Raw genomic sequence first — 23,775 nt, forward strand, 5'->3', positions numbered from 1 at the left:
AGGAGGTTTCCGCTTTGAAGCAGACTCGCGCCTATCGCGACGCTCTGGCTCGCTATCCCACCGGCGTCGCGTTGGTGACGGTCGCCGAGGCCGGCCGCGCCCGGGTCATGACGGTGAATTCGTTCGCCTCGGTCTCGCTCGAACCGCCGCTCGTGCTGTGGTCGCTGGCCCATGACAGCGACCGCTACCGCACATTCCGCGACGCCGAACGATTCGCCGTCAACGTGCTGGCCGCGGACCAGGAATCGCTTGCGACGGATGGCGCGCGGCTGGACGATCTCGACGAGACCGGGGCGGCCTGGTCGACCGGCGCGCACGGAACGCCGCTCACCGCCGACGCCGTGGCGCGGTTCGAATGCCGGACCATCGCCGTGCATGAGGCGGGCGATCACGACATCATCGTCGGCGAAGTGCTCGGCTTCGACGCGCCGCGCGACGCGCCGGCGCTGGTTTTCCACAAATCGGAATACTCACAGGCGGACTGACGCCGGAAAGGACTGCGATGACCAAGGCGGTGTTTCTCGGGCTCGGCGTGATGGGCTACCCGATGGCGGGCCATCTCGTCTCCGCCGGCCATGACGTGAAGGTCTGGAACCGCACCGCGCGCAAGGCGCGCGAATGGGCCGACGAGCACGGCGGGACGGCCTGCGACACGGTAGAGGACGCCGTCGCCGACCGCGACATCGTGCTGATGTGCCTGGGCGACGATCCAGACGTGGAGGCCGTCGCAGGCCCGGCGATCGCGGCGATGCGCAAAGGCGCGGTGCTGGTCGATCACACGACGGCCTCGGCCGATCTGGCGCGGCGGCTGGCCGAGCAGGCGAGCGCGGCCGGCCTCGAAGGGTTCGTCGACGCGCCCGTCTCAGGCGGCCAGGCCGGCGCCGAGAACGGCCAGCTCGCGATCATGTGCGGCGGCGACGATGCGGCCTACGGGACGGCCAAGCCGGTGATGGAGGCCTACGCCAAGCAGATCACCCACGCCGGCCCGGCCGGCGCCGGCCAGCTCACCAAGATGGTCAACCAGATCTGCATCGCCGGCGTGGTGCAGGGGCTCTCCGAAGGGCTACACTTCGCCCAGCGGGCCGGCCTCGATCCCGAAACCGTCATCGACGCCATCTCCAAGGGCGCGGCGCAGAGCTGGCAGATGGAGAATCGCTGGCGGACCATGGTCGACGGCGAGTTCGATTTCGGCTTTGCTGTCGACTGGATGCGCAAGGATCTTCGGATCACGCTCGAGGAAGCGCGCCGCAACGGCGCGCGTCTGCCTGTCGCCGCGCTCGTCGATCAGTTCTACGCTGAGGTCCAGGCCATGGGCGGGGAGCGCTGGGACACCTCCAGCCTGATCGCCCGGCTGGAGAACGCGGACCGCTAGGGAGGCGTGCGCGCGTGCGCCTGATCGAACTCACTCTGCCCGACGGCGACCGCGTCCAGGCGGTCCTCAAGGCGACGCTCAAGACCGAGCCGCTGGATTACTGGCTGTCCGGGCCGGACGAGCACGATCGCCGCCTGCTGCGGCTGACCTTCCGCACCGGCGAGGGCCAGAAGGCGATCGACGCCATCCAGGCGCTCCTCGAGGACGAGGAGGACTGGCGTCTGCTCATCGTGCCCGTCGAGGCGAGCCTGCCCAAGATCGAGGACGAGAACGGCGAGGAGCAGCGCCAGGAGCGAACGCTGGCCCTGCGCGAGGAGCTGTACCAGGACATCGCCAAGGGCGCGAAGGTCAACGCGGACTTCCTGCTGCTGACCTTCCTGTCCACGGTCGTGGTCGTGTTCGGCCTGTCGGCGGACAATATCGCGGCGGTCATCGGCGCGATGGTGATCGCGCCGCTGCTGGGGCCGATCCTGTCGTTTTCCTTCGCCTCGGCGCTCGGCGATCTGCCGCTGATGGCCAAGGCGGCGCGCACGTCGCTGCTCGGGCTCGGGCTCGGCCTTCTCGTCAGCTTCGCCGTCGGGCTCGTCTTCGACGTCAATTTCTCCTCCCACGAGCTGATGAGCCGGACCGTCGTCGGGCTGGATTCGCCCGCATTGGCGCTCGCGGCCGGCGCGGCGGCGGCGCTGTCGATCGCGGCGGGGCTGTCGAGCGCGCTCGTGGGCGTGATGGTCGCCGTGGCGCTGCTGCCGCCGGCGGGCGCGGCCGGCATGCTGGCCGGGGCCGGGGAGTGGGGGCTGGCCATGCGGGCCGGACTGCTGCTCCTTATCAACGTGGTCAGCGTCAATCTGGCGGCGCTCATCGTCTATTACCTCAAGGGCGTACGGCCGCGGACCTGGCTCGAGCGGCGTTCGGCCAAGCGCTCGGTCTACGTCAACGCTGCGGTCTGGGCGGCGATGATCGTCGCGCTCACCGCCATCGCGGCCCATTTCGCAGCCCAGCCCGGCGGCCCGCTGCCGTGAGCGTCGAGCTCGTCTTCTCCGTCCTCGATTTCGTCGGCGTGTTCTTCTTCGCGCTGTCGGGCGGAATCCTCGCCGCCAGAAAGACTCTCGATCCCTTCGGCGCGGCGATCGTCGGCGCGGCGGCGGGCATGGGCGGCGGCACGCTTCGCGATCTCTTCCTCGGCGCGCTGCCCGTGTTCTGGGTCGACGCGCCGGCCTATCTCGGAGTCGCCGTCGTCGCCGCGCTCGTCGGCTATTACGGCTCGACCATCGTGCGCGGAGAGCGCGGGGCGCGCCAGCGCGCGCTCGCCTGGGCCGACGCGGCGGGCCTGAGCGTGTTCACCGTCATCGGCGCCGAGGCGGGCCTCGCCGCCGGCGCGCACTGGTCGATCGCCATGCTCACCGGGGTGATGAGCGCGGCCTTCGGCGGGCTCATCCGCGACGTCATCGTCAACGACGTGCCGCTGGTGCTGCGCGCCGAGATCTATGCGCTCGCGTCTCTGGCGGGGGCGGGCGTCTATGTCGCCGCGATCGCGCTCGGCCTATCCGGCGAGATCGCCGCGCCGGCGACGGCCGCGCTCGTCTTCGCGCTGCGCGGCGCGGCGATGATCTTCAACTGGACGCTGCCGCCGGTGAGCAAGCTCGACTGAACCCTTCGGCCCGAACGGGCGTTGTGGCGGCCATGACCGTGATCACCGCCATGCTTTCCTCGCCCTGGTTTCTGGGCCTGTGGGCCGCCCAGGCGCTCATCGCCGTGGCGCTGCTCGTCCGCGACGTGCGCACGGTGAACGCCGCCATGCCGGGCCTGATGAAATGGGTCTGGAGTTTCACGGTCGGCTATTCGGGCCTGCTGGGCCTCATCGTCTACTGGGTCTCGGGCCGGCCGCGAATCGCCGACGACGCCGACTGGCGGCGCGGCGCGCGCTCGACGGCGCACTGCTATTCCGGCTGCGGGGCGGGCGAGATCACCGGCATCGTCATCACGGTGGGCATCCTGTCGCTGGGAACCTGGCCGGTGGCGCTGACCACCTTCGCGCTCGCCTATGTCTTCGGCTACGCCCTCACCGTCGCCCCCTTGATGCAGGAGGGCGTCGGCCTGCCCACCGCGCTCAAGGACGCCTTCTATTCCGAAACCGCCTCCATCGCTGTGATGGAGATCGTCGCCATCGGCGCGGACCTCTACCTGGCCGGAAACGCGGGCATGGGCGACGTGCGCTTCTGGAGCTCGCTGGTCGTGTCGCTCAGCCTCGGCTATCTCGCCGCCTGGCCGGTCAATATCGCGCTGGTGAAAATGGGTGTGAAGGAAGGCATGGGCGATCCGCGGGAGTACGGCCGGGGCTAATCGTGCAGCAACTGCGCCGCCCGCGGCGCGAAATAGGTGAGCACGCCGTCGGCGCCGGCGCGCTTGAACGCCAGCAGGCTCTCCATCATCGCGCGCTCGCCGTCGATCCAGCCATTCGCCGCGGCGGCCTCGATCATCGCGTACTCGCCGGAGACCTGGAAGGCGTAGGTCGGCAGGCCGAACGTCTCCTTCACGCGGGCGACGATGTCGAGATAGGGCAGGCCGGGCTTGACCATCACCATGTCCGCGCCCTCCTCGATGTCGAGTTCGACCTCGCGCAACGCCTCGTCGGTGTTGGCGGGATCCATCTGGTAGGTCTTCTTGTCGCCGGCGAGCGCCTTGGCCGAGCCGATGGCGTCGCGATAGGGCCCGTAGAAGGCCGAGGCGTATTTCGCCGCATAGGACAGGATCATCACGTCCTCGAAGCCCTCGGCGTCGAGCGCGTCGCGGATCGCGCCGACGCGCCCGTCCATCATGTCGCTCGGCGCGATGACGTCGCAGCCGGCGCGGGCCTGGACGAGCGCCTGCTCGCACAGCCGCTCCACCGTGGCGTCATTGAGGACGCGGCCGTCCTCGACGACGCCGTCATGGCCGTGCGTGGTGAAGGGATCCAGCGCGACGTCGCAGATGACGCCGACGCCCGGCGCGGCGTCCTTGATCGCCTTGATCGCGTCGGGAACGAGGCCGTCGGCGTTGACCGCCTCGGAGCCGGCCGCGTCCTTCTTCGCCGGATCGATGTTCGGAAACAGCGCGATCGCGGGGATGCCCAGCCGCTCGGCCTCCTCGGCGGCGGTGGCGGCCATGTGGACCGACAGCCGTTCGACGCCGGGCATCGACTCGACCGGCTCGGACGCGTCGACGCGGTCGGAGACGATCATCGTCCAGACCAGGTCGTCGACGCTCAGCCGGGTCTCGCGCACCAGGCGGCGCGACCAGTCATGCGCGCGGGTTCGCCGCAGGCGCGTTGTGGGAAAGGAAGCCATGGTGGTCTATCTCGCCTCGACCAGGGGACGCCTTGCCCGGCGCGAAGCTCCGCGCTAGGCCTCTGCCCGCCTTGTAAGGAGATTTTCCGTGCATTTCGAGCTGAGCGAAGATCAGACCCTGATCCAGGACGCGGCGCGCCGCTTCGCAGACGACCGCCTCAAACCCAACGCGGCGAAGTGGGACGAGGAGAAAATCTTCCCCGTCGATGTCATGCGCGAGGCCGCTGAGCTGGGCTTCGCCGGCATCTATACGAGCGAAGACGTCGGCGGCTCGGGCATGAGCCGGCTCGACGCCGCCCTCATCTTCGAGCAGCTCTCGCGCGGCTGCGTCTCCACGGCGGCCTTCATCTCCATCCACAACATGGTCTCGTGGATGATCGACACGTGGGGGAATGACGCCCAGCGCAAGAAGTGGCTGCCGAAGCTCACCACGATGGAGCTGATCGGCTCCTACTGCCTCACGGAGCCCGGCGCGGGCTCGGACGCCGCCAGCCTCAGAACGAAGGCGAAGCGCGACGGCGACCATTACGTCCTCAACGGATCGAAGGCCTTCATCTCCGGCGCCGGAACCTCCGACGTCTATGTCGTGATGTGCCGCACCGGCGGGGAGGGGCCGAAGGGCGTCTCCACCATCGTCGTCGAGAAGGACACGCCCGGCCTGTCCTTCGGCGCGATGGAGAAGAAGATGGGCTGGAACTCCCAGCCGACCGCCGTGGTCAATTTCGAGGACTGCCGCGTGCCCGTCGAAAACCGGCTGGGCGAGGAGGGGATCGGCTTCTCCATCGCGATGAACGGCCTCAATGGCGGACGCATCAATATCGGCGCCTGCTCGCTCGGCGGCGCGACGGAGGCCTTCGAGACGGCGAAGGAATACGTCCAGGGCCGGACACAGTTCGGCCGGGCGATCGCCGATTTCCAGGCCACCCAGTTCAAGCTCGCCGACATGGCCACCGAGCTCGAGGCCTCGCGGCTGATGCTCTACCGCGCCGCCGCCGCGCTCGACGCCAAGGATGGAAGCGCGCCGAAATACTGCGCCATGGCCAAGCGCTTCGCGACCGACATGGGCTTCAAGATCGCCAATGACGCGCTGCAGCTTCATGGCGGCTACGGCTATCTGCGGGACTATCCGCTCGAACGCATCGTGCGCGATCTGCGCGTCCACCAGATCCTGGAGGGCACGAACGAGATCATGCGCGTCATCATCGCGAAGGACCTGATGAAATGACCGACGACGTGATCATCCGCCGCGCCGGCGATGTCGGCCGGATCACGCTCAATCGCCCCAAGGCGCTCAACGCGCTCAACCAGGACATGGTCGAGGCGATGATCGCCGCGCTGACCGAATGGCGCGACGACGACGCGGTCGCCGCCGTCGTGGTCGACGGCGAGGGCGAGAAGGGCTTCTGCGCGGGCGGCGACATCAAGGTGCTCGCCGACAGCGGCCGGGCCGGCGACGACCGCGCCTGGCGGTTCTGGCGCGACGAGTACCGGCTGAACACGCTGATCAAGGAATTCTCCAAGCCCTACATCGCGCTGATCGACGGCGTGACGATGGGCGGCGGCGTCGGGATCTCGGTCCACGGCTCGCACCGCGTGGCCGGCGACCGCACACTGTTCGCCATGCCCGAGACCGGCATCGGCTTTCACCCGGATGTCGGCGGGGCGTTTTTCCTGCCGCGGCTGGCCGGCGAACTCGGCATGTGGATGGGTCTGACCGGCGCGCGGCTGAAGACCGCCGACTCGATCGCGGCGGGCGTGGCCACGCACTACGTGCCGAGCGAGCGCATGGACGAGCTGATCGACGCGCTCGAGACCGACAGAATCGATCCCGAGGGCGAGCGCATCGAGGCGCTGCTCGAGGGATTCGGCGGCGACGCGGGCTCGTCGGATCTCGCCCACACGCGCGGTCTCATCGACGCGGCGTTTTCGGGCGAGACCGTCGAGACGATCCTCGAGCGGCTGGACGAGGCCGGCGACGCCTGGTCGACGAAGCAGGCCGCCACCCTGAGGAAGAAGTCGCCGACTTCGTGCCGGATCACGCTGGAAGCGCTCCGGCGCGGCGCCGATCTCGACTTCCGCGAGGTGATGGCCCAGGACCTGCGGGTCTCGATCCGCTGCCTCGCCGAGGGCTCCGACTTCTACGAGGGCGTTCGCGCCGTCGTCGTCGACAAGGACAACGAGCCGCACTGGGGCGCGGCGGCGTCCGACGCGCAGATCGAGGCGTATTTCGCCCCGCTCGACGCCGATCACGAGATGACGTTCGTCTAGGTCTCATGCGCTGTCGATTGAGCACCGAAAGGAATTTCGCCTCCACTTTAGGGGAGGGCCAGGGTGGGTGAATTGAAATCCCGGACGCGCCGCAGGCGCGATCCGGGACCTGGGCGCGATATTTTCTGGGCGAGGCCCCGGCTCTCCCTTTGGTCGGCCGGGGTTTCATGGAGACCACGCTCGACCCCAATCCTCCCCCGAGAGGGGGGAGGGAGGACGTTCACGAACGCTCCGGTGACGCAATAGAAGCAGCCGCCGGATCAGAAAGCTGGAGAGACAATGATGGCGCTCATCGGATTCATCGGACTGGGAAACATGGGCTCCGGCATGGCCGCGAACTTGGTCAAGGCCGGCCACGAGGTGCGCGGCTTCGACCTCAATCCCGACGCCGTAAAGCAGCTCGCCGAAAAGGGCGCGACGGCGGCGAAAAGCGTTGAAGAGGCCGTCGACGGCGCCGATGCGGTGGTGACGATGCTGCCCGCCGGCCAGCACGTGCGCGGCATCTATGAGGGCGATGGCGGCATCCTGTCGCTCGCCAAGTCCGACGCGGTGTTGATCGACTGCTCGACCATCGACGTCGCGTCGGCGCGGGCCGTCGCCGAGGCGGCGAAAGAGAAGGGTTTCGCCTTTGTCGACGCGCCGGTCTCGGGCGGCGTCGCCGCCGCCGAAGGCGGCACGCTGACCTTCATGGTCGGCGGCTCGCAGGAGGCTTTCGCCAAGGCCGAGCCCATCCTGCAAGGCATGGGCAAGGCGGTGATCCGCGCCGGCGAGGCCGGCGACGGCCAGGCCGCCAAGATCTGCAACAACATGCTGCTCGCCATCCACATGATCGGCACTTGCGAAGCGATGAACCTCGCCCAGCGGCTGGGGCTCGATCCGCAGAATTTCTTCAACATCGCCTCGCAGGCGTCCGGCCAGAACTGGTCGCTGACGAGCTACTGCCCGGTGCCGGGCCCGGTGCCGGCCGCGCCGTCGAATCGCGACTACAAGCCCGGCTTCGCTGCGCCGATGATGCTCAAGGACCTGAAGCTGGCGATGGATGCGGCGCGCTCGGTCGACGCGTCGACGCCGCTCGGCGCCGAGGCCCAGGCGCTCTACCAGATGTTCAACCAGCTGGGCGGCGAGAGCCTCGACTTCTCGGGCATCATCAAGATGGTGTCGGGCGAGTTCGGCGAGAGCGCCGATTGAAATTGCGAAGCGTTTTCAGACGCTAGCCGCGACCTTTGGTCCCCGAGCCCTTTCGCGTGGAAGCGCGTAGGCGTATGTCTATGTAAGGTCAGGTCAGGGAGAGTCGCCGCTCCGCGGCGCACGCATGATGGACTACACCGGCGCTTTCAAGTCCGCCGTCGCGCGGGTCCGGGCCGAGGGCCGCTATCGGGTCTTCGCCGATCTGCTGCGCAAGCGCGGCGAGTTTCCCCGCGCGCGCTACCGCACCGAGCACGGCGACACCCGCGAGGTCACCGTCTGGTGCTCGAACGACTATCTCGGCATGGGCCAGAGCAATTGCGTCATCGGCGCGATGAAGAACGCGATCGACGATGTCGGCGCCGGGGCGGGCGGCACGCGCAACATCTCCGGGACCACGCACTATCACGTCGAGCTTGAGCGCTCGCTCGCCGACCTTCACCAGAAGGAAGCCGCGCTTCTGTTCACGTCGGGCTATCTCGCCAACCAGGCGACGCTCGCCACGCTGGGCAAGATCCTGCCCGGCCTGATCGTGTTCTCCGACGAGCTCAACCACGCCTCGATGATCGAGGGCGTGAAGGGCGCGCGCTGCGAAAAGCATGTCTGGCGGCACAATGACGTCGCTCACCTCGAGGAGCTTCTGAAGGCTGCGCCTGCCGACGCGCCCAAGGTGATCGCGCTCGAGTCCGTCTACTCGATGGACGGCGATGTCGGACCGCTCGAGGCGGTGTGCGATCTCGCCGACAAGTACGGCGCGCTCACCTATCTCGACGAGGTTCACGCGGTCGGCCTCTATGGCCTGCGCGGCGCTGGCGTCGCCGAGCGCGACGGCCTGCTCGACCGCATCGACATCATCGAGGGCACGCTCGGCAAGGCCTTCGGCGTGATGGGCGGCTATATCGCCGCCGACGCGGTCGTGTGCGACGCCATCCGCTCGTGGGCGCCGGGCTTCATCTTCACCACCTCGCTGGCGCCGGTGCTGGCCGCCGGGGCGCGGGCGAGCGTGGAGTATCTCAAATCCGCGAATCACCTGCGCGAGGCGCACCAGGAGCGCGCCGCGACGCTGAAGCGGCGGCTGGCGGAGGAGGGGGTGCCGGTCATGGACTCGGAAACGCACATCGTTCCCGTCCATGTCGGCGATCCGGTCCGCTGCAAGCGCATGACCGATCTTCTCCTCGATCAGCACGGCATCTATGTCCAGCCGATCAATTACCCGACCGTGCCCAAGGGGACCGAGCGGATGCGGCTGACCCCGACGCCGCTCCACACCGATGCGATGTTCGACGAGCTCATCGCCGCGCTGAAGGCCGTCTATGCAGAGAGCGCCGGCGAATTGCGGGTCGTGGGATGAGCGGCGGCGATCCGGACCCGGGTCGCGAGATCATCTTCGAATTCCAGAGCGTGGGCGATTCCGTGCGCGTCGCCGCGGTCGACGTGGCGACCGGCGAGGAGGTCGTCATCAGCGGCCCGGCGTCGACGCCGCAGGCCGATCTCGAGCGGATCGCCGCGCGCAAGCTCGCCCGGCGGCTCCAGGGGCGCGAGGATCCGGAATCGAAAACGCCCCGGCGCGGCGGCCGGGGCGTGATCATATAGTTGAAGCGTCCTGGATGATGCGGCGTCAGCGCGACTTGCGGCCGCCGCGGCCCAGGCCGATCTCCTTGGCGAAGTCGGAACGGCGACGCGAATAGCTGGGCGCCACCATGGGATAGTCGGCGGGCAGCCCCCACTTGCGCCGATACTCTTCCGGCGACATGCCGTATTGCGAGCGCAGATAGCGCTTGAGCATTTTCAGCTTCTTGCCGTCTTCCAGGCAGACGATGTAGTCGTCGGTCACCGACTTGGAGACCGGAACCGCCGGCTTGGGCTTCGATTCCGGCTTTGCTTCGCCGCCGGAAATCTCCTTCATGGTGCCGTGAACCGACTTGATGAGATCGGGGACGTTCTCCGACGGAACTGAATTGTGCGTAAGGAAAGACGCCACGATATCGGTGGTCATGCGGAGAAGTTCCTCATTGTCCACCGGCTGAATGTTTTCTTCGGTCATTTCACAGATCCTTATCGGACAGCTGGTCGAGGGGAATCACAGGCTTTCGTCCCTCGTATAGTCCTCGTCGTTGAGCTTCGCAAGTAATACGGCGAACATTTTCAGTGAAGAATTTCCGAACTCGAGCTACATTCAAGACGCAGCGTTGAAACCCGCAAGAACCGGCGCGTCGCCAGTTCGCACCGGTGGTGTTGTCCCGATCCCCTGCGCGCCGTATGTGTAGCGCCGAGCAAAGCAGGAGCATGCAATGGCGGACGCGCCGCACCACGACAAGACCGGCGGATTCTTCACCGACAGCCTCGGCGCCCGCGATCCGGAGATCGCCGATGCGATCGGCAAGGAGATCCGGCGCCAGCAGCAGCAGATCGAGCTGATCGCGTCGGAGAACATTGTTTCGCGCGCCGTCCTCGAGGCCCAGGGCTCTCCGCTGACCAACAAGTACGCCGAGGGCTATCCGGGCAAGCGCTATTACGGCGGCTGCGAATTCGTCGACATCGCCGAGGATCTGGCGATCGACCGCGCCAAGCGCCTGTTCGATGCGGCCTACGCGAACGTCCAGCCCAATTCCGGCAGCCAGGCCAATCAGGCCGTCTTCCTCGCCCTGCTCAAACCCGGCGACAAGATTCTCGGCATGGACCTGTCGGCGGGCGGCCACCTGACGCACGGCGCGAAGCCGAACATCTCGGGCAAGTGGTTCGAGGCGCATCACTACGGCGTGCGCGAGGACGACGCGCGCATCGACTATGACGCGCTGCGCGAGCAGGCGAAGGAGCTCCAGCCGCAGCTGATCATCGCCGGCGGGTCGGCCTATCCCCGCGTCATCGACTTCAAGGCGTTCCGCGAGATCGCCGACGAGGTCGGCGCGTACCTGCTCGTCGACATGGCGCATTTCGCCGGCCTCGTCGCCGGCGGCGCCTATCCCAATCCCGTGCCGTTCGCCGACGCGGTCACGACCACGACCCACAAGACGCTGCGCGGCCCGCGCGGCGGCATGATCCTGTCGCGCGACGCCGATCTCGGGAAGAAATTCAATTCGGCGGTCTTCCCCGGTCTGCAGGGCGGTCCGCTGATGCATGTCATCGCCGCCAAGGCCGTGGCGTTCGGCGAGGCGCTGCAGCCGGAATTCCGCACCTACGCCGCTTCGGTGATCGAGAACTGCCGGGCGATGTCCGCCGCGCTGTCGGAGGCCGGGCTCGATCTCGTCTCGGGCGGGACGGACAGCCATCTCGCGCTCGTCGACCTGCGGCCGAAGGGGCTGACGGGCAACATTTCCGAGCAGGCGCTCGAGCGGGCCAACATCACCTGCAACAAGAACGGCGTGCCGTTCGACCCGGAGAAGCCGATGGTGACGTCGGGGCTGCGCATTGGGTCGCCGGCGGGCACCACGCGCGGTTTCGGCGCGGCGGAGTTCCGCCGCGTCGGCGAACTGATGGCCGAAGTGCTCGACGGGCTGGCGGCGAACCCGGAGGGCGACGCCGCCGTCGAGGGACGTGTGCGTGACGAAGTGATCGCGTTGTGCGAGCGCTTCCCGATCTATCCCGAACTCGGCTAGGAGATCCGCGCGGTGCGCTGCCCGTTCTGCAGTCATCCCGACACCCAGGTGAAGGACTCCCGTCCCGCCGAGGACGGGCAGGCGATCCGCCGGAGACGGCAGTGCCCGCAGTGCGCGGCGCGTTTCACCACCTTCGAGCGGGTGCATCTGCGCGATCTCAACGTCATCAAGAGCGACGGCAAGCGCGAGGCGTTCGACCGGGAGAAGCTGAGTCGCTCGGTCCTTCTCGCCGCCCAGAAGCGCGCCATCGACCGCGACCGCATCGAGCAGATGGTCTCGGGCATCGTCCGGCGCCTTGAGAGCGGCGGCGAGCCCGACGTGCCCTCGAAGAAGATCGGCGAGCTGGTGATGGAGGGGCTGCGCCACCTCGATACCGTCGCCTATGTCCGCTACGCCTCGGTCTACAAGGACTTCCGCGAGGTCGAGGACTTCTCCGCCTTCATCAAGGGCGAGCAGCTCTCCGGCGACGGCGAGGGCGGGGAAGAAGGCGAATGAGCGACGGGCCGGTCTCCGCCCGCGTCACGCTCAAGCTCGCGACCTCGGCCGACGGCCGCATCGCGCTCGCCAACGGCGCCTCCCGATGGATCACGGGTCCCGAGGCGCGCGCGGCGGTTCACGAAATGCGCGCGAACCACGACGTCATCCTCACGGGCGCGGGCACCATCATCGCCGACGATCCGCAACTGACGGCGCGGCCGGACGGCGCGCAGGCCGCGCGCCAGCCGGCGCGCGCCATCCTCGATACGCGGTTGCGCACACCTGCGAACGCTCGCCTGTTCGAGGAAGGCGGCGCAGTGATCGCCTACCACGCCGAAGCTGACGACTCGCGCGCCGAGGCCCTCGCGGCCGCCGGCGCCGAGATCGTCCGGTTGGCGCAGGACGCCGACGGTCGCCCCGCTTTCGCGGCGGCGCTGGACGATCTCGCGCGGCGCGGCCTGACGCGCGTGATGGTGGAGGCCGGCGCCGGCGTCGCGACGTCCGCGCTGCGCTCCGGACGGGTCGATCGGATCGACTGGTTCCGCGCGCCGGTCGTGCTTGGCGGGGATGCGCGGCCCGTGGTCGCGGCGCTCGGCCTTGAGACGCTCGCTGACGCGCCCAGATTCCGACGCGTCGACGTGCGCGCGTGCGGCGCGGACCTGCACGAAGTCTACGAACGGGACGCGAGCTGAATGTTCACCGGAATCGTCACCGCGAAGGGGCGCGTGGAGCGTATCGAGGACGGGCCCGTGCGCCGGTTCGCGATCACGAGTCCCTACGATCCCGCCGGCGTCGATCTCGGGGCGTCGATCGCCCATGACGGCGCATGTCTGACGGTCGTCTCGGTCGAACCGGCCGGCGACGGCGCGCGGCACGTCGTCGAGGTGTCGCCGGAGACGCTGGCGCGCACGACCCTGGGCGAGTGGAGCGAGGGGACCGAGATCAATCTCGAGCGCAGCCTCCGCGTCGGGGATGAACTCGGCGGGCACATCGTGCAGGGCCATGTCGACGGCGTGGGAGAGGTGGTGGAGCGCACCGATGCCGACGGCTGGCTCACGCTGAAGGTTCGCGCGCCCCGCGCGCTCGCGAAATTCATCGCCGAGAAGGGATCGATCGCCGTCGACGGCGTGTCGCTGACCGTGAACGCGGTCGAGGCCGACGTGTTCAGCCTCATGATCATTCCGCACACCGCCGAGGTCACCACGCTGGGCCGCCTGCAGTCCGGATCGAAGGTAAACCTTGAGGCCGACGTGATGGCGCGCTACGCCGCACGCCTCATGGAGGCTCCCGCCCAGGACGGCGCATCGTGAGCGAACTCGACACCCCGCTTTCGCCCATCGAGGACATCATCGAGGACGCCCGCAACGGGCGGATGTTCATCCTCGTCGACGCGGAGGACCGCGAGAACGAGGGCGACCTGATCGTGCCCGCCCAGTTCGCCACGCCCGAGGCGATCAACTTCATGGCCAAGCACGGGCGCGGGCTGATCTGCCTGGCGCTCACCCAGGAGCGCACAGCCACGCTGGGCCTGCCGCTGATGAGCGCCCACAACCGGTCGCGCCAGTCGACGGCCTTCACCGTCTCGATCGAGGCGCGCGAGGGCGTGACGACAGGCATCTCCGCGCATGATCGGGCCCGGACCATCGCCGCGGCGATCGATCCCGCCAACGGCCCCGAGGCGATCGTTTCGCCGGGTCATGTCTTTCCGCTGATGGCGCGCGACGGCGGCGTCCTCGTGCGCGCCGGCCATACCGAGGCGGCTGTCGACATCGCGCGGCTGGCCGGCGGCAATCCGGCCGGCGTGATCTGCGAGATCATGAACGAGGACGGCACCATGGCGCGGCTGCCGGACCTCGTCGGCTTCGCGCAGCGCCACGGTCTGAAGATCGGCGCGATCGCCGATCTCATCGCCTATCGCCGCCAGCACGACCGGTTCGTCGAACGCCGCCTCGACAGCGAGGTGACGACGCACTGGGGCGGGCCGTTCAAGCTCGTCGTGTTCCGGTCGCTCGTGGACAATGTCGAGCATGTCGCGCTGGTGAAGGGGGAAGTGCGCAAGGACGCCCCGGCGCTCGTGCGCATGCACAAGGTGAGCTTCGCCGACGACGTCCTCGGCGCGGTGGGGCCGCGGGAAGGCCTCGTCGAGGACGGGGTGAAGGCGCTGTCGGAGCATGAGGGCCCGGCCGTGATGGTCTTCATCCGCGAGACCAACCCCTATGCGATCACCGAGCGTTTCGGCGCGCCGCCCGCCGACGCGCCCGACCAGCGCGAAGAGCGGCGGTTGCGCGAATACGGCGTCGGGGCGCAGATCCTGCTCGATCTCGGCGTGAGGAAGATGATCCTGCTTTCGACCCGCCCTCAGAACATCGTCGGCCTCGAGGGCTACGGCCTCGAACTGGTCGAACAGCGCGTGATCGACGGAGATGCGGATGGCGAATGAGGCGCGGGTGCTGCTGGTCGCGGCGCCCTTCTACGAGGACATCACCGAGCAGCTGCTCGCCGGTGCGCGCGCCGCGCTCGACGCCGCCGGCGCGCGCTGCGAGACGCTCGAAGTGCCCGGCGCGTTCGAGATTCCCGGCGCGATCGCCATGGCCGAGGCCGGCGAAAACCCGTTCGACGGCTATGTCGGACTGGGTTGCGTGATCCGCGGCGAGACCAGCCATTACGACTATGTATGCGGGGAATCGGCGCGCGGCCTGATGGATCTAAGCCTGCGCGGCGTCGCGCTCGGCTACGGGATACTGACCGTCGAGAACATCAAGCAGGCCCGGGCGCGCGCCCATGTCGACCGCGGCGACAAGGGCCGCCACGCCGCCGAGGCCTGCCTCGCCATGATCGCCGCCCGCAATCGCTTCGGAGCATCCCGATGACCGGCGCCGCCTCCGAAGACCGCGCACGCCTGCGTCGCGCCGCGCGCCTTTCCGCCGTCCAGGCGCTCTACCAGATGGAGGTGGCCGGGACCGGCGCGACGGAGGTCGTGCGCCAGTTCCGCGATCACCGCTTCGGACACGCCGGCGAACCGGGCGATTATCTCGAGGCCGATGAGGATTTCTTCGAGGACCTGCTGCACGGCGTAGTCGCCGCCCAGGACCGCGTCGACGAGGCGATCGGCGGCACGCTGCGCGAGGACTGGAAGCTCTCGCGTCTCGACGCGACGCTCCGCGCCGTGCTGCGCGCGGGCGCCTACGAGCTGCTGGAGCGCGCCGACGTTCCCGCGAAGGTCGTCATCAACGAGTATGTCGACGTCGCCCACGCCTTTTTCGAGAAGAGCGAACCGGGCTTCGTCAACGCCTCGCTGGAGGCGTTCGCGCGCAAGGTGCGCGCCGACGAATTCGCCGCGAAGGAGTAAGCGCCATGGCCGGGGAGGGCGAGTTCGAATACATCGCCCGCAGGCTCGCGCCCTTGTCGGCGGGCTTTCCCGGCGCGTTCGAGCTGAAGGACGACGCCGCCGTCATCGCGCCCTCGGCCGGCTGCGAACTCGTGGTCACCACCGATACCGTCGTCGCCGGCCGCCACTTTCCCGACGACGAGGACCCCGCCATCGCCGCGCGCAAGGCGCTGCGGGTGAACCTGTCCGACCTCGCCGCGATGGGCGCGCGGCCGCTGGCCTATCTCACCAGCGTGGTCTGGCCGCACGACGCCGACCGCACGCTGATGGACGGCTTCGCCGACGGGCTCGAGGCCGAACGCGCGGTCTGGGCGCTGCCCCTGATCGGAGGCGACACGACCAGCGGGCCGGGTCCGTGGACGATCACGATCACCGCGCTCGGGGAGTGCCCCGCCGGGCGCGCCGTTCGGCGGCGCGGCGCGCGGGCGGGCGACCGGCTGTTGGTGACGGGGACGATCGGAGACGGCCGGCTCGGTCTCGAATCCCTTGGCGGCGAAGCGGCGATCGCCGATCCGGAGGACGCCGCATGGCTCGAGGATCGCTACCGCCTGCCGCAGCCGCGCCTCGCGATCGTCGAGGCACTGCGCGAGCACGCTCACGCCGCGGTCGATGTCAGCGACGGCCTGATCGCCGATGTCGGCCATATCGCGGAATCAAGCGGGGTCGCCGCCGCGATCGAGCTGAACCGGGTTCCGCTGTCGGGCGCGGCGCGACGCTGGGCCGAGGCGCAGCCGGATGCGGGGCGGGCGCTGGCCCGCCTCGCGTCGGGCGGGGACGACTACGAACTCGCATGCGCGGTGGCGCCGGAAAATGTCGAAGGTTTCGCCCGCGCCTGTGCGGAGCAGGGCGTGGACGTCACGGAAATCGGCCGCTTCCGCGAGGGCGACGGCGGCGTGACCGTGACGATCAACGGAGCGCCGGTCGACATCGAGCAGGCGGGATTCACCCATTTTTGAGGCCGCGGCGCGATACTCGCCGCCATGATCGCCGCGCTCGCCAGCCTTGTCATTGCGCTCGCCGCTGCGCCGTCTTCACACGATGGCGACGGATCGGGACGCGTGGACGAGCGCGGCCGCTACGTCTCCCGCGTCTCGCCGCCCAACGTCATCGCCGACCAGGCCCGGGCGACCGAGGAGGCCTTCATTCCCGACGAGGACTGCCGCAATGTCGACCTGCCGCCCATGGTCGTGCCTGTCGTCGCCGGCGAGCGGTTGAGCGCCTACGCCTTCGTGACCGTGCGGCTGTGCATGAGCGATCGCGCCGACCACTGGAATGTCCGCGACGAGCAGCATTTCCTCCTCGACCGGCTGGTGAAGACCGCTCACGCCGTTCCGTTCCGGAGCAGCGGGCGGGGCGCCTACGACCGCAGCGCGACCGAGGCGGCCTTCATCGCCGAGGCCGAGGCGATGATCGGCGAGGGCATGGTCGAGGAGATCCATCTCCTCGGCGGCGACATCCGCCCGCTCAACAACTAGACGGGCCTCGACCCCGCGCGTTTGTTGCGCAGGGTTTCCCCATTATGCATAGTCGCGCGCATCCTTCAGGGGGGCTGCGGCGCGCCTGATTCGTTCGGGGCGCCGGCCGATCGGGTCTCCCAATCAAAACAAGACCTGCAACGGGGAATTCACGATGAGCAGCGAACTCTGGCTGTGGCTGGCGATCGGCGCCGGTCTGCTGGCCATTCTTTACGGCGCGGTGATGATCCGCTCGATCCTGTCCGCGAGCGCGGGCAGCGAGCGGATGCAGGAGATCGCCAATGCGATCCAGGAAGGCGCCAACGCGTATCTGAAACGCCAATACACCACGATCGCGATGGTCGGCGTCGTGATCTTCGTCGCGGCATTCTTCCTTCTGGGAATCTATGCGGCGATCGGCTTCCTGATCGGCGCGGTGCTCTCCGGCGCGGCTGGATTCATCGGCATGCTCGTGTCCGTGCGCGCCAATGTGCGGACCACCCAGGCCGCCCAGCAGAGCCTGGCCGAGGGCCTTTCCATTGCGTTCCGCTCCGGCGCGGTGACGGGCATGCTCGTCGTCGGCCTCGCGCTGCTCGGCGTGGCGGTCTACTTCACCGTGCTCACCGGCGTTCTCGGCTTCGAGACCAGCAGCCGCACCGTGATCGACGCCCTCGTGGCGCTCGGCTTCGGCGCATCGCTCATCTCGGTGTTCGCCCGTCTCGGCGGCGGCATCTTCACCAAGGGCGCCGATGTCGGCGGCGACATGGTCGGCAAGATCGAAGCCGGCATTCCCGAGGACGATCCGCGCAACGCGGCGACCATCGCGGACAATGTCGGCGACAATGTCGGCGACTGCGCGGGCATGGCCGCCGACCTGTTCGAGACCTACGCGGTGACCGTGGTCGCCACGATGGTGCTGGCGTCGATCTTCTTCACCGGCGCCTCGCTGGCCCCGGCGATGGTGCTGCCGCTCGCGATCGGCGCGGTGTGCATCGTCACCTCCATCGTCGGAACGTTCTTCGTGCGCCTGGGCAAGTCCCAGAACATCATGCGCGCGCTCTACAAGGGCTTCATCGGCTCGGCGGTGCTGTCCATTCCCGCCGTCGCCGCCGTCATCTGGACGATCGCCCCGGACGGGCTCACCCGCGGAACGGGCGAGGTCGTGCCGGCGATGAGCCTGTTCCTGTGCGGCGTCGCGGGCCTGGCGGTCACCGGTCTGATCGTGTGGATCACCGAGTACTACACCGGCGTCGAGCACCGTCCGGTCCGCTCGGTCGCCAAGGCCTCGGAGTCCGGCCACGGCACCAACGTGATCCAGGGTCTGGCCGTCTCGCTCGAGGCGACCGCTCTGCCCGCGCTCGTGATCATCGCGGGCATCATCGTCACCTTCAATCTCGCCGGCCTGTTCGGCATCGCGGTGGCGACCACGACCATGCTGGCGCTCGCGGGCGTCGTCGTCGCGCTCGACGCGTTCGGCCCGGTCACCGACAATGCCGGCGGCATCGCGGAGATGGCCGAGCTGGACGGTTCGGTCCGCGACACCACCGACGCGCTCGACGCGGTCGGCAACACGACCAAGGCGGTGACCAAGGGCTACGCCATCGGCTCGGCGGGCCTCGGCGCGCTGGTGCTGTTCGCGGCCTACACCGAGGACATCGCCTTCTTCCGCGACAACGCGCCTGAAGGATCCTTCTTCGCGGGCGTGAGCGTCGATTTCGCGCTGTCCAACCCGTATGTCGTGGTCGGCCTGCTGTTCGGCGGGCTGCTGCCCTTCCTGTTCGGCGGCATGTCGATGATGGCCGTGGGCCGCGCCGCGCAGTCGGTCGTCGAGGAAGTGCGCCGCCAGTTCCGGGAGATTCCCGGCATCATGGAACACAAGGCCAAGCCGGATTACGGCCGCGCCGTCGACATCCTGACCAAGTCGGCGATCCGCGAGATGGTCGTGCCGTCCCTGCTGCCGGTGCTGTCGCCGATCGTGCTGTTCTTCGTGATCCTGATGATCGCGGGCAAGGCCGCCGCGCTGGCCTCGGTCGGCGCGATGCTGCTCGGCGTGATCGTGACCGGCCTGTTCGTCGCGATCTCGATGACCTCGGGCGGCGGCGCCTGGGACAACGCCAAGAAGTACATCGAGGACGGCCATCACGGCGGCAAGGGCTCGGAGGCCCACAAGGCCGCGGTGACCGGCGACACGGTGGGCGATCCCTACAAGGACACCGCCGGTCCGGCCGTGAACCCGATGATCAAGATCACCAACATCGTCGCGCTTCTGCTGCTGGCGGTGCTGGCGGGCGGCGCGCACTAGGCGCGGCCCGGATCGTCTACGAGAAGGCCCCGGTCTCGTGACCGGGGCCTTTTTCTTTCCTGGCGCTGTGTCGGCGCGTGCGCAGCCCTAGGGACCGCCGTCCGGACGCGGCCCGCCCGCGCCGCCGGGCAGGTTCTGCTCGCCGCTGAACTGCTCGCTGGGAAGCCGGCCGACATTGCCGAGCAGCTGCTCGAGGATCGTCAGCTCGCGCCCGCGCGTCGGCGTCTCGCGGTCGACCAGCGCGATCACGCGGCCGTCCTCGAGCCCGTACTCGTCCACGCTGGCGACGGTCCCGTCGTCTTCGAAGCGCACGGCGATGATGCGGCGGGCGCGCGTATCGGGCCGCAGATAGGCCAGATATTCGCGCGTCGAGGTGATGTAGTACCAGGTGTCCTGCTCGAACACGCCGCGCGTCGAGGGATTGCCGAGCGCGGCGAGCACGGTCGCCTCATTGTCCTCGCCCGGCGTGAATTCGGGCACCTCGCCGTCGGAATAGCGATAGCCGTGGGTGCGCAGCGTCGGATTGCAGCCCGCGAGCGCGACGGCCCCGACGAGCGCGGCGACGCCGACTGCGGCGCGAAGCGATGGCTTATTCATTCCCGGCCCTCCGGAGGCGCCATGGTCGTCCGCGAGCGGACCTCGTTCGTTGACCTAACGTCCCGCAAGCTTAGCTTCAAGCGCGCCGTCACGGGAGTCGCGCAAGGCACATGTTCAAACGACTGTTCAGGAAAGGCCCGATGCGCGCGGTTGGCCGGCGGCTCTACGCCCAGCTGGTCGAGGCGGCGCGGCGCCCCGAGCTTTATGGCGAGCAGGGCGCGCCCGATACGGTCGACGGCCGCTTCGACATGATCGTACTCCACGCCGCGGTGCTGATGCGGAGGCTGCGGGAAGGGGATGAACCCGGCCGACAGGCCGCCCAGGCGGTGTTCGACGCCATGTTCGACGACATGGACGCGGCGCTGCGCGAAATGGGGACCGGCGATCTCAGCGTCGGCAAGAAGGTCCGCAAGATGGCCGAAGCCTTCTACGGACGCGCCGCGGCCTATGACGAAGCGCTGGGAGAGCGCGACGAGGCGGCGCTGGCCGACGCCATCGAGCGTAATCTTTTCGACGCCGAAGCCGCCGACGGCCCCGGCGCGGCGTCGCGGCGCCTCGCGTCCTACGCGAGCGCCTGCGCGGCCGAATTGAACGATCAGGACGTGCAGGCCGTCATCGCCGGGGAGGCGCCGCGCTTTGCTGAGCTGCGTTGAACGGGCTCAGGCGCGCTTGCATCTCGAAGGTCATCCGGTAAGTTTCGCGCGCTGCGGCCGAGGCTGCAGCGCGGATTCGCTTGTTCGGTTTTGTTGATGAATTCACCGCTCATTCTTTCAGTCGACGCGATGGGCGGCGACGCGGCCCCGGAGATCGTCGTCGAGGGAGCGGCGGGTTTCCTGAAGGGCAGACGACGCCCCGTTCGCTTGCTTCTGCACGGCGACGCCGAGCGCATCGAGCCGCTGCTCGACAAGCATCCCGAGGTGCGCGCGGCCTCCGAGGTGCGCCACACCGCCGAAGAAGTCGACATGACGACGCGTCCCTCCGAGGCGGTGCGTCGAGCGCGCGGCTCGTCGATGTGGAACGCCGTGCACGCCGTGAAGGACGGCGAGGCCCATGTCGCGGTCTCGGCGGGCAACACCGGCGCGCTGATGGCGATCTCCAAGGTCATCCTGCGCATGAAGCCGGGCGTCCACAGGCCCGCCATCGCGGCGAGCTGGCCGGGCCCGAAGGGGTTCACGACCGTGCTGGATGTCGGCGCCAACGTTGACTGCACGCCGGCCCAGCTGGTCGAGTTCGCGGTGCTGGGCGAGGCCTTCCACCGCGCGCTGCGCGACGTGAAGCGGCCCACGGTCGGGCTGCTCAATGTCGGCCAGGAGGAGCTCAAGGGCGACCAGGTCGTTCGCGACGCCGACACGCTGCTGCGCGAGGCCGAGCTCGACATGGACTATCAGGGCTTCGTCGAGGGCGACGACATCTCGCTCGGCACGACCGACGTCGTCGTGACGGACGGCTTCACCGGCAATGTCGCGCTGAAGACCGCCGAGGGGACCGCGCGCCTGCTGGGCGGCTGGATGAAGGAGGCGTTCACCGGTTCGGTTCTCGCCAAGGCGGGCGCCTTCCTGCTCAGCCTCAGCTCGCTCAGGCAGCTCCGCGAGCGGATGGATCCCGGCAACGTCAACGGCGGCGTGTTCCTCGGCCTGAACGGCGTGGTGGTGAAGAGCCACGGGGGCGCGACGGGGCCGAGCTTCGCGACCGCGCTGCGGATCGCGCTCGAGATGGCCGACAGCGACTTCCTGACCGAAATCGAACAGAACCTGTCCCGCCTCTCGGCGACTGAAGAGCGGATGGCCGAGAAAAAGGAAACCGCGTGACCGATCTCTATTCGCGTCTCGCCGGCGTCGGCGCGTATCTCCCCGAACGCGTGATGACGAATGACGATCTCGCCGGGATCGTCGAGACCAGCGACGAATGGATCCGCGAGCGAACGGGGATCGCCCGGCGCCATATCGCCGCCGATGGCGAGATGACCTCCGATCTCGGCGTCGCAGCCGCCGAGCGCGCGCTCGCCGACGCCGGCATGGTCGCCGGCGATATCGATCTCATCGTGCTGGCGACGGCGACGCCTGACCTGACCTTTCCGGCGACGGCGACGATCGTCCAGGAAAAGCTCGGTATCGAGACCGGCGCGGCGTTCGACATCCACGCCGTCTGCTCGGGTTTTCTCTATGCGATGGCGGCGGCCGACAATTTCATCCGCTGCGGCCAGGCGACGAACGTCCTGGTGATCGGCGCGGAGACCTTCTCGCGCATTCTCGACTGGACCGACCGGACGACCTGCGTGCTGTTCGGCGACGGGGGCGGGGCGGTCGTTCTCGCCGCCGAAGAAGGGCGGCCGGAGGATCGCCTGGGGGTGATCAAGACCCACCTGCGCTCCGACGGGCGGTTCAAGGACCTGCTCTATGTCGACGGCGGCCCGTCGGCGACGCAGACGGTCGGGCATCTGCGCATGCAGGGAAACCAGGTGTTCCGACACGCGGTGAACAAGATCGCGGGCTCGATGGAGGAGCTGGCCGAGATGGCCGGCGTTCCGGTGCCCGAGATCGACTGGTTCGTGCCCCACCAGGCCAATGAGCGGATCCTGCAGGGCGTCGCGCGCAAGCTCGGCATCGCCACCGAGAAGGTCATCTCGACCGTCGCCGAGCACGGCAATACCTCGGCGGCCTCGATCCCGCTGGCGCTCGATTTCGCGATCCGGGACGGTCGGATCAAGCGGGGCGATCTGCTGCTCATGGAGGCGCTGGGCGGCGGCTTCACCTGGGGCGCGGCGCTGGTGCGTTACTGAACGGCCGGGCGGCCGCGCCGGCGCCGGAATTGGAAATCCCGCCGTTGACCGCGTCTGGAATGCGGACGTACGCTCTCTGGCCGTCTGGAAGAGGACCCGGTGATGACAGGCAAAACGCTTACCCGCGCCGATCTCGCCGACGCCGTTCACAGGGAGGTCGGGCTGTCGCGCCAGGAAAGCGCCCAGCTGGTCGAATCCTTTCTGGGCATGATGTCGGACACGCTCGCCGGCGGCGAGAACGTCAAGCTCTCCTCGTTCGGCTCCTTCCTCCTGCGCGACAAGAACGGGCGGGTTGGGCGCAATCCGAAGACCGGCGAAGAGGTTCCGATCGACCCGCGCCGCGTCCTCGTGTTCAAGCCCTCGCAGGTGCTCAAGGACCGAGTCGACCGGTCGCTCTCGCCGTGAGCCGGCCGCGATGACGGCGAAGTCTCCCGACGCCTACCGGACCATCTCCGAGGCCGCCGCGGAATCGGAGCTGCCCGCGCACGTGCTGCGCTTCTGGGAGTCGAAGTTCAGCCAGCTCAAGCCGCTCAAGCGGAAGGGCGGGCGCCGGCTGTACCGCCCCCAGGACATCGCGTTGCTGAAGGGGCTGCGCCGGCTCCTCTACGAGGAAGGGCTGACGATCAAGGGCGCGCAGAAATATCTCAAGGATCACGGCGTCGCCGAGGTGGCGGCTCTGGGCGAGGGGCGCGGCGAGATCAATCCCGGCGACGGGACGGCGTCGACAGCGCCGGCGTCGAGCAATCCGGCGCGCACCGCGGCCGAGCCGGACACGGTTCGGCGGGCGATCGGCAAGCTCGAGCACGCCCGGGAGCGCCTGTCGGACGCGCTCGGAGAATAGTCGAATCCGCACCGCGCGAGATGGTTGCCCGCAAGCGGGCGCGCGCCTATAAACCCGCTTCCCGCGACCTGCGTCTCGCGGGAGGCCTAGTCGGAGCGTGGCGCAGCCCGGTTAGCGCACCGGTCTGGGGGACCGGGGGTCGCCGGTTCGAATCCGGCCGCTCCGACCATTTCTCTACCGCCTCCCTTTCTCC

28 protein-coding genes and 1 tRNA gene are annotated in these 23,775 nt (G+C 68.7%); 26 read left to right on the forward strand and 3 right to left on the reverse strand.

Features of this window, described 5'->3' with window-relative positions; translation table 11 throughout:
• The first annotated feature begins 14 nt into the window (after positions 1-14).
• The 5 genes from DDZ18_RS05205 to DDZ18_RS05225 are packed head-to-tail and all read left to right on the forward strand — an operon-like array spanning position 15 to position 3,712.
• A complete protein-coding gene (locus DDZ18_RS05205) occupies positions 15-485 on the forward strand; it encodes a flavin reductase family protein (RefSeq protein ID WP_109252327.1) in 471 nt (156 codons plus the stop codon).
• A 17-nt stretch (positions 486-502) separates the two neighbouring features.
• Positions 503-1,372 (forward strand): NAD(P)-dependent oxidoreductase, encoded by an 870-nt coding sequence (locus DDZ18_RS05210; protein WP_109252328.1) that lies wholly within the window; start codon positions 503-505, stop codon positions 1,370-1,372.
• A gap of 14 nt (positions 1,373-1,386) precedes the next feature.
• Entirely contained in the window at positions 1,387-2,391 is a 1,005-nt protein-coding gene (locus DDZ18_RS05215) for a TIGR00341 family protein (protein WP_109252329.1), read from the forward strand.
• Entirely contained in the window at positions 2,388-3,020 is a 633-nt protein-coding gene (locus tag DDZ18_RS05220) for a trimeric intracellular cation channel family protein (protein WP_109252330.1), read from the forward strand. The genes DDZ18_RS05215 and DDZ18_RS05220 overlap by 4 nt, the downstream gene beginning before the upstream one ends.
• 32 nt (positions 3,021-3,052) lie before the next feature.
• Positions 3,053-3,712: a DUF4396 domain-containing protein gene (locus tag DDZ18_RS05225; protein ID WP_109252331.1), complete on the forward strand. Its 660-nt coding sequence runs from the start codon at positions 3,053-3,055 to the stop codon at positions 3,710-3,712.
• Here DDZ18_RS05225 and hemB read toward each other — a convergent pair.
• Positions 3,709-4,695, reverse strand: coding sequence for a porphobilinogen synthase (gene hemB, locus DDZ18_RS05230; protein WP_109252332.1), 987 nt, complete (start codon positions 4,693-4,695; stop codon positions 3,709-3,711). The two genes, DDZ18_RS05225 and hemB, sit on opposite strands and share 4 nt — an antisense overlap.
• Before the next feature lie 88 nt (positions 4,696-4,783).
• Here hemB and DDZ18_RS05235 point away from each other — a divergent pair, with 88 nt between their 5' ends.
• The 5 genes from DDZ18_RS05235 (at position 4,784) to DDZ18_RS05255 (ending at position 9,741) form a co-directional block, all read left to right on the forward strand.
• Entirely contained in the window at positions 4,784-5,920 is a 1,137-nt protein-coding gene (locus DDZ18_RS05235) for an isobutyryl-CoA dehydrogenase (RefSeq protein ID WP_109252333.1), read from the forward strand.
• Complete coding sequence (locus DDZ18_RS05240) at positions 5,917-6,963, forward strand: enoyl-CoA hydratase/isomerase family protein (protein WP_109252334.1); 1,047 nt, start codon at positions 5,917-5,919, stop codon at positions 6,961-6,963. The genes DDZ18_RS05235 and DDZ18_RS05240 overlap by 4 nt, the downstream gene beginning before the upstream one ends.
• Positions 6,964-7,245: 282 nt before the next feature.
• Entirely contained in the window at positions 7,246-8,151 is a 906-nt protein-coding gene (mmsB, locus tag DDZ18_RS05245) for a 3-hydroxyisobutyrate dehydrogenase (RefSeq protein ID WP_109252390.1), read from the forward strand.
• 127 nt (positions 8,152-8,278) lie between these two features.
• A complete protein-coding gene (gene hemA, locus DDZ18_RS05250) occupies positions 8,279-9,499 on the forward strand; it encodes a 5-aminolevulinate synthase (RefSeq protein WP_199241134.1) in 1,221 nt (406 codons plus the stop codon).
• Positions 9,496-9,741 carry a DUF6898 family protein gene (locus DDZ18_RS05255; protein WP_109252336.1) on the forward strand — a complete coding sequence of 82 codons (246 nt, stop codon included), beginning with the start codon at positions 9,496-9,498 and terminating at the stop codon, positions 9,739-9,741. The genes hemA and DDZ18_RS05255 overlap by 4 nt, the downstream gene beginning before the upstream one ends.
• A gap of 25 nt (positions 9,742-9,766) precedes the next feature.
• On the opposite strand, the gene DDZ18_RS05260 is transcribed toward DDZ18_RS05255, so the two are convergent.
• A complete protein-coding gene (locus tag DDZ18_RS05260) occupies positions 9,767-10,192 on the reverse strand; it encodes a MucR family transcriptional regulator (protein WP_109252337.1) in 426 nt (141 codons plus the stop codon).
• A 247-nt stretch (positions 10,193-10,439) separates the two neighbouring features.
• On the opposite strand from DDZ18_RS05260, the gene glyA reads away from it, so the two are divergent.
• The 10 genes from glyA (at position 10,440) to DDZ18_RS05310 (ending at position 19,365) form a co-directional block, all read left to right on the forward strand.
• Entirely contained in the window at positions 10,440-11,744 is a 1,305-nt protein-coding gene (glyA, locus tag DDZ18_RS05265) for a serine hydroxymethyltransferase (RefSeq protein WP_109252338.1), read from the forward strand.
• Between the two features lie 12 nt (positions 11,745-11,756).
• Positions 11,757-12,239 carry a transcriptional regulator NrdR gene (nrdR, locus tag DDZ18_RS05270; protein WP_109252339.1) on the forward strand — a complete coding sequence of 161 codons (483 nt, stop codon included), beginning with the start codon at positions 11,757-11,759 and terminating at the stop codon, positions 12,237-12,239.
• Positions 12,236-12,913: a RibD family protein gene (locus DDZ18_RS05275; RefSeq protein ID WP_109252340.1), complete on the forward strand. Its 678-nt coding sequence runs from the start codon at positions 12,236-12,238 to the stop codon at positions 12,911-12,913. Before nrdR ends, DDZ18_RS05275 begins: the two co-directional genes overlap by 4 nt.
• On the forward strand, positions 12,914-13,531 hold the full coding sequence (locus DDZ18_RS05280; RefSeq protein WP_109252341.1) for a riboflavin synthase: 618 nt from the start codon (positions 12,914-12,916) through the stop codon (positions 13,529-13,531). It abuts the gene before it with no gap.
• The gene (gene ribB / locus DDZ18_RS05285) at positions 13,525-14,661 is read left to right on the forward strand and encodes a 3,4-dihydroxy-2-butanone-4-phosphate synthase (RefSeq protein ID WP_408631533.1); all 1,137 of its coding nucleotides are present in this window, start codon (positions 13,525-13,527) and stop codon (positions 14,659-14,661) included. Before DDZ18_RS05280 ends, ribB begins: the two co-directional genes overlap by 7 nt.
• Positions 14,645-15,091: a 6,7-dimethyl-8-ribityllumazine synthase gene (gene ribH / locus DDZ18_RS05290; RefSeq protein ID WP_408631532.1), complete on the forward strand. Its 447-nt coding sequence runs from the start codon at positions 14,645-14,647 to the stop codon at positions 15,089-15,091. Before ribB ends, ribH begins: the two co-directional genes overlap by 17 nt.
• Entirely contained in the window at positions 15,088-15,570 is a 483-nt protein-coding gene (gene nusB, locus DDZ18_RS05295) for a transcription antitermination factor NusB (RefSeq protein WP_109252344.1), read from the forward strand. The genes ribH and nusB overlap by 4 nt, the downstream gene beginning before the upstream one ends.
• 5 nt (positions 15,571-15,575) lie before the next feature.
• A complete protein-coding gene (gene thiL / locus DDZ18_RS05300; RefSeq protein ID WP_109252345.1) occupies positions 15,576-16,565 on the forward strand; it encodes a thiamine-phosphate kinase in 990 nt (329 codons plus the stop codon).
• Between the two features lie 24 nt (positions 16,566-16,589).
• Positions 16,590-17,084 (forward strand): hypothetical protein, encoded by a 495-nt coding sequence (locus DDZ18_RS05305; RefSeq protein ID WP_109252346.1) that lies wholly within the window; start codon positions 16,590-16,592, stop codon positions 17,082-17,084.
• 154 nt (positions 17,085-17,238) lie between these two features.
• Positions 17,239-19,365, forward strand: a complete 2,127-nt coding sequence (locus tag DDZ18_RS05310) for a sodium-translocating pyrophosphatase (protein WP_109252347.1) — start codon at positions 17,239-17,241, stop codon at positions 19,363-19,365.
• 87 nt (positions 19,366-19,452) lie between these two features.
• Here the strand turns inward: DDZ18_RS05310 and DDZ18_RS05315 are convergent, their stop codons facing one another.
• The gene (locus DDZ18_RS05315; protein WP_109252348.1) at positions 19,453-19,962 is read right to left on the reverse strand and encodes an outer membrane protein assembly factor BamE; all 510 of its coding nucleotides are present in this window, start codon (positions 19,960-19,962) and stop codon (positions 19,453-19,455) included.
• Positions 19,963-20,072: 110 nt separating this feature from the next.
• Between DDZ18_RS05315 and DDZ18_RS05320 the strand changes: the two genes are divergently transcribed.
• From DDZ18_RS05320 to DDZ18_RS05345, 6 genes are all read left to right on the forward strand, one after another.
• On the forward strand, positions 20,073-20,615 hold the full coding sequence (locus tag DDZ18_RS05320) for a ubiquinol-cytochrome C chaperone family protein (protein ID WP_109252349.1): 543 nt from the start codon (positions 20,073-20,075) through the stop codon (positions 20,613-20,615).
• Positions 20,616-20,711: 96 nt separating this feature from the next.
• Positions 20,712-21,770, forward strand: coding sequence for a phosphate acyltransferase PlsX (plsX, locus tag DDZ18_RS05325; protein ID WP_109252350.1), 1,059 nt, complete (start codon positions 20,712-20,714; stop codon positions 21,768-21,770).
• The gene (locus DDZ18_RS05330; RefSeq protein ID WP_109252351.1) at positions 21,767-22,741 is read left to right on the forward strand and encodes a beta-ketoacyl-ACP synthase III; all 975 of its coding nucleotides are present in this window, start codon (positions 21,767-21,769) and stop codon (positions 22,739-22,741) included. Before plsX ends, DDZ18_RS05330 begins: the two co-directional genes overlap by 4 nt.
• Before the next feature lie 102 nt (positions 22,742-22,843).
• Positions 22,844-23,146, forward strand: a complete 303-nt coding sequence (locus DDZ18_RS05335) for an integration host factor subunit alpha (protein ID WP_109252352.1) — start codon at positions 22,844-22,846, stop codon at positions 23,144-23,146.
• Positions 23,147-23,156: 10 nt separating this feature from the next.
• Positions 23,157-23,582: a MerR family transcriptional regulator gene (locus DDZ18_RS05340; protein ID WP_109252353.1), complete on the forward strand. Its 426-nt coding sequence runs from the start codon at positions 23,157-23,159 to the stop codon at positions 23,580-23,582.
• 91 nt (positions 23,583-23,673) lie between these two features.
• A tRNA-Pro gene (locus tag DDZ18_RS05345) sits at positions 23,674-23,751 on the forward strand.
• The last annotated feature ends 24 nt before the right edge of the window (positions 23,752-23,775 follow it).

The organism is Marinicauda salina, from assembly GCF_003122085.1.
GTDB lineage: Bacteria > Pseudomonadota > Alphaproteobacteria > Caulobacterales > Maricaulaceae > Maricicauda_A > Maricicauda_A salina.